The following is a 5484-nucleotide window of genomic DNA, read 5'->3' on the forward strand; positions in this document are numbered from 1 at the left end:
TCTGCGGTTGTCGGCGTTCGTGCTGTATTCGTCGATCGCGGGTCTGATCGGTAATGCGGGCCAGGCCAACTACGCGGCGGGCAACACGTTTTTGGACGCGCTGGCCCAGCACCGGCATGCGCAGGGGGTGCCGGCTACCTCGCTGGCCTGGGGTCTGTGGTCACAGGCGAGCACGATCAGCGGTCAGTTGAGCGATACGGATCTGCGGCGTCTGGCGCGGCTGGGTCTGGTCGCGTTGCCGGCCGAGGATGCGATGGGTCTGTTCGATGCCGCGTTGGCGGGTGGGCGGCCGGTGCTGGCCGCCACGCTCCTGGATGCCGGGGTGCTGCGGCGCCAGGGTGATCAGGTCCTGCCGATCCTGCGCGGCCTGGCCCCCGCCACCACACGACGCAGGACAGCGAGCGGTGTCGGCGGTGGTGGCCGTGGCACGGGTACGGGCGGCCGGGCTTCGGGGCTGGTGCAACAGCTGGCCGCGGTCGGTCAGGCCGAGCGCGAGGAGGCGCTGGCCGAGTTGGTGCGCGGTCAGGTCGCCGGCGTACTCGGGCATGCCGATGCCGGTGCGATCGACGCCGACCGCCCGTTCCAGGAACTGGGCTTCGACTCGCTGACCGCGGTGGAACTGCGCAACCAGCTCGGTCAGGCCACCGGCCTGCGCCTGCCCACCACCCTCGTCTTCGACTACCCCAACCCCACCGCCCTCGCCCGGTATCTCTCCGGGCAGATCGAGGCCGAGAAGGGCTCGGTGGCCGATCCGGTCCTTGCCGACCTGGACCGAATGAAGTCGGTGATCCAGTCGGCGACTTCGGACGAAGCGTCCTGGGCCCAAGTAGCGGTCAGGTTGCGGGAGTTGCTGATCCTGACGGAGGGCCCGGACAAGAGCGGCGCCGACGGATCCGGCGACGCGGCGGACCTCGACTCGGCGAGCGACGACGAACTCTTCGCGCTGGTCGACGAACTCGATTGATGCCCCCGGGCACGACTGAACGTCCCCGACGGGCACGACCGCCCCTCACAGGCACGACCGAAGTCACCACAGGCACGACCGTCAGACCACTTTCGCTGAACACACCATTGCTTACGGGAGTTGAAACCACGTGACGGATGAGGCAAAGCTCCGCGACTACCTCAAGCGGGCCATTGCCGACGCCCGCGACGCGCGTAAGCGGCTGAGCGAAGTCGAGGACAAGCAGAACGAGCCGATCGCGATTGTGGGGATGGCGTGCCGTTATCCGGGTGGGGTGGCGTCGCCCGATGATCTGTGGCGGTTGGTCGCGGACGGCGTGGACGCCGTCAGTGAGTTTCCGTCGAACCGCGGCTGGGATCTGGAAGGGCTCTACGACCCGGACCCCGAAAGCGTGGGCACGAGCTACGCACGTCACGGCGGGTTCCTGCACGACGCCGACCTCTTCGACCCGGAGTTCTTCGGGATGTCGCCGCGCGAGGCACTGGCATCCGATCCGCAGCAGCGGCTGCTGCTGGAGACGGCCTGGGAGTCCTTGGAGAGTGCCGGGATCGTCCCGGCCGATCTGCACGGCACGCGGACCGGTGTGTTCACCGGTGTGATGTACGGGGACTACGGCTCTCGCGTCGGCGAGGTGCCCGATGGGCTCGAGGGGTATCTGGCCAGCGGCAGCGCGGGCAGCGTGGCCTCCGGGCGCGTCGCTTACACGCTCGGTCTGGAGGGTCCGGCGGTGACGGTCGACACGGCGTGTTCGTCGTCGTTGGTCGCTCTGCATCTGGCGGCGAACGCGTTGCGGACCGGTGAGTGCGACCTGGCGTTGGCGGGCGGTGTCACCGTCATGCCCACCCCCATGCCCTTCATCGAGTTCTCGCGGCTGCGGGGTCTGGCGGCGGACGGCCGGTGCAAGCCGTTCGCAGCGTCGGCGGACGGTACCGGCTGGTCGGAGGGTGTGGGCCTGCTCCTGGTGGAGCGGTTGTCGGACGCGCGGCGCAACGGGCACCGGATTCTCGCCGTGGTGCGTGGTTCGGCGATTAATCAGGATGGTGCGAGCAATGGTCTGACGGCGCCGAACGGTCCTTCGCAGGAGCGGGTGATCCGGCAGGCTCTGGCGAATGCCGGGTTGGGTGCGGCGGATGTGGACGCGGTGGAGGCGCACGGCACGGGTACCACGCTGGGCGATCCGATCGAGGCGCAGGCGCTGCTGAACACGTACGGCCAGGAGCGGTCCGAGGACCGTCCGCTGTGGCTGGGTTCGCTGAAGTCGAACATCGGGCACGCCCAGGCGGCAGCCGGTGTCGGCGGCATCATCAAGATGATCCGGGCCATGGACCACGGGATCCTGCCGCAGTCCCTTCACTCCGACGACCCCACCCCGGTCGTCGACTGGACGGCCGGCGCCGTGGCACTGCTCACCGAGGCACGCCCCTGGCCGGCCACGGACCGCCCCCGCCGAGCGGGTATCTCCTCCTTCGGCTTCAGCGGCACCAACGCCCACGTCATCCTTGAGCAGGCCCCGAGCCCCGAGCCCGGCACCGGCACCGGCACCGAGGACGTGGCGACACCCCCCGCCGTCCTGCCGTGGGTGCTCTCCGGCAAGACCCCGGAAGCGCTGCGGGCACAGGCCGGGCGACTGCTCTCGTACGTGGAGTCCGGCACCGGGACAGACCCGCTGGACGTGGCGTACACCCTTGCCACCGGCCGGGCGGCGCTGGAGCACGGCGCCGTGGTCGTGGGCCGGGACAGGGACGCGCTGTCGGGCGGGTTGCGGGCGCTGGCTTCGGGTGGTTCGTCGGCGCAGGTGGTTCGGGGTGTGCGTACGGGTGGCAGGACCGCGTTCCTGTTCACGGGACAGGGTGCTCAACGCGTGGGTATGGGCCGGGAGTTGTATGAGTCGTTCCCGGTGTACGCGGCGGCGTTCGACGAGGTGGCCGCGGTGCTGGACCCGCGTCTGGGCCGTCCGGTGGGCGAGACCATCCGTACCGGAGAAGGTCTGGACGAGACGGCCAACACCCAGGCGGCACTCTTCGCCGTCGAAGTCGCGCTGTACCGGCTGCTGGAGTCCTGGGGAGTACGGCCCGACTACCTGGCCGGTCACTCCATCGGTGAGATCGCCGCGGCCCACATCGCCGGCGTCCTCGACCTGGCGGACGCCGCGGTGCTCGTCGCCGAGCGGGGCCGGCTGATGCAGTCCGCGCCCGCCGGGGGCGCCATGATCGCGGTGCAGGCCGACGAGGCCGAGGTACGGGCGCTGCTCGCGGGCCGGGAGCGGCAGGCAGACGTCGCCGCGCTGAACGGCCCCCGCTCCACGGTGATCTCCGGCGACCGCGACACGGTCACCGCCGTGGCCGACGAACTGCGCGCCCAGGGCCGGAAGACGAGGGCGCTCACGGTCAGCCACGCCTTCCACTCCCCGCACATGGAGGGAGTGCTCGACGAATTCCGTGCCGTCGCCGCGAAGTTGACGTTCCACGCTCCCCGTATCCCGGTCGTCTCGAACGTCACCGGCACCCTGGCGACCGCCGAAGAGCTGGCGTCCCCCGACTACTGGGCGCGCCACATCCGCCAGGCCGTCCGCTTCCACGACGGAATCCGCTACCTGGTCGGGCGAGGCGTGAAGTCCTTCGTCGAAGTGGGCCCCGACGGGGTGCTCACCGCTCTCGCACAGGACACGCTCGACGCCGGGAACCACGACGACTCCCTGGCCGTGGCGCTTCAGCGACGTGACAGGCCCGAGCCCGACACACTGATCGCCGGAGTCGGCGCCCTGCGCATCCGCGGCGTGGCCGGAGACACCGGCTGGGAGGCGTTCTTCGCGGGTACCGGCGCCCGGCGCGTCGCCCTGCCGACGTACGCCTTCCAGCGTGACCGCTACTGGCTGGACGTCCCCGTCGCGCACGGGGACGCCGCCGGGTTCGGTCTGAGCCCGGTCGGGCACCCGCTGCTCGGCGCGTCGGTCACCCTCGCCCGTGGCGGCGAGGTGCTGTTCACCGGGCGCCTGTCCCTGCGTACGCACCCGTGGCTGGCCGACCACGCGGTGGCGGGGACCGTACTGCTGCCCGGAACCGCGCTGCTGGAACTGGCGGCCCGGGTCGGCGAGCAGGTGGGCACCGAGCGCGTGGACGAACTCACGCTCGCCGCACCGCTGGTGCTGCCCGACCGGGGTGCGGTCCAACTGCAGCTGGCGGTGGGGGAGAAGGACGAGTCCGGCGCGCGCCGGTTGGACGTGTACTCCCGGCCCGACGACGACGAGGGCATCGACCATCCCTGGGTGCTCAACGCCCAGGGCGTGCTGGCCCCCGGCGACACGGACACCAACCCCCACGCCGACACCGAGGTCGCTGATGCGGGTTTGGTGGTGTGGCCTCCGGTGGGTGCGGTCGAGGTTGATCTGGGGGGTGTGTATGGGCGGTTGGCGGATCAGGGGTATGCGTATGGTCCGGCGTTTCAGGGGTTGAGGAGGGTGTGGCGCGGCGAGGGCGATGGCGAGGGTGAGGTCTTCGCCGAGGTGGTGCTGCCGGATGAACTCCTGGGCGAAGCGGGCGGGTTCCTGCTGCACCCGGCTCTGCTGGACGCCGCGCTGCACGCGCTGCTGCCCGGAGTGGCGGCTGAATCCGGGCAGGCACGGCTGCCGTTCTCCTGGTCGGGCGTGAGCGTGCACGCCACCGGCGCGTCCTCGCTGCGGGTCCGGTTCGGGCTGTCCGGCTCAGATGCCGTATCGCTCCAGGTCGCCGATGGTGTGGGTGTGCCGGTGGTGTCGGTGGAGTCGTTGGTGTTGCGTCCGTTGTCGCGGGATGCGGTGCGGGCTGCGGCGGATGCGGGGCGGGACGGGTTGTTCCCGGTGGAGTGGTCCGAAGTGCCGGGTGTGGGTGCGGGCGGGGTTGTTGATACCTCGGGTTGGGCCGCGTTGGGTGTGTCGCCGGTGGGTTCGGTGGTGTCGTATCCGGATCTGGACGCGGTGGCGCGGGCCGGCGCGGACACCGTCCTGTGGTCACCGGCTTCGGACGGCACCCAGGGCGGTACCGACAGCGGTGACGTCGCCGCGGCGGCGCGCGCGGCTCTCGGGCGGGTCCTCGGGACCGTGCAGGCGTTCTTGGCCGATGAACGGTTGGCTGGGGCGCGGTTGGTGGTGGTGACGCGGGGTGCGGTCGCCGCGGTGGCGGGTGAGGATGTTCCTGATCTGGTGCATGCGGGTGTGTGGGGTCTGCTGCGGGTGGCGCAGACGGAGAACCCGGACCGTATCGTCCTGATCGATTCCGATTCCGATTCCGATGCCGATGGCGATGCCGATGACCGGGCGGTTGTCGCGGCGGCTTCCGGTGAGCCCCAAGTTGCCATACGTGCAGGCAGGTTGCTCGCGCCCCGTCTGATACGGAGTCGTGCGGTGGACGAGTCGGCCGCGCCGCGTTGGGATGAGGGCACGGTTCTGATCACGGGTGCGACGGGGACGCTGGGCGGGATTCTGGCCCGTCATCTGGTCGTCGAGCAGGGCGCGCGGCGGCTGCTGCTGCTGAGCCGGCGTGGTG

1 protein-coding gene and 1 pseudogene are annotated in these 5484 nt (G+C 70.8%); both read left to right on the top strand.

The window, feature by feature from the left end; genetic code table 11:
- The coding region (locus ACTWQR_RS55205; RefSeq protein ID WP_443234924.1) for a KR domain-containing protein at positions 1 to 964 on the top strand (964 nt) is incomplete at its 5' end.
- Positions 965 to 1097: 133 nt separating this feature from the next.
- Positions 1098 to 5484: pseudogene (locus ACTWQR_RS55210) on the top strand (beta-ketoacyl synthase N-terminal-like domain-containing protein); the annotation flags it as partial.

It is taken from the genome of Streptomyces sp. 2A115 (genome assembly GCF_052245575.1).
Lineage (GTDB): Bacteria > Actinomycetota > Actinomycetes > Streptomycetales > Streptomycetaceae > Streptomyces.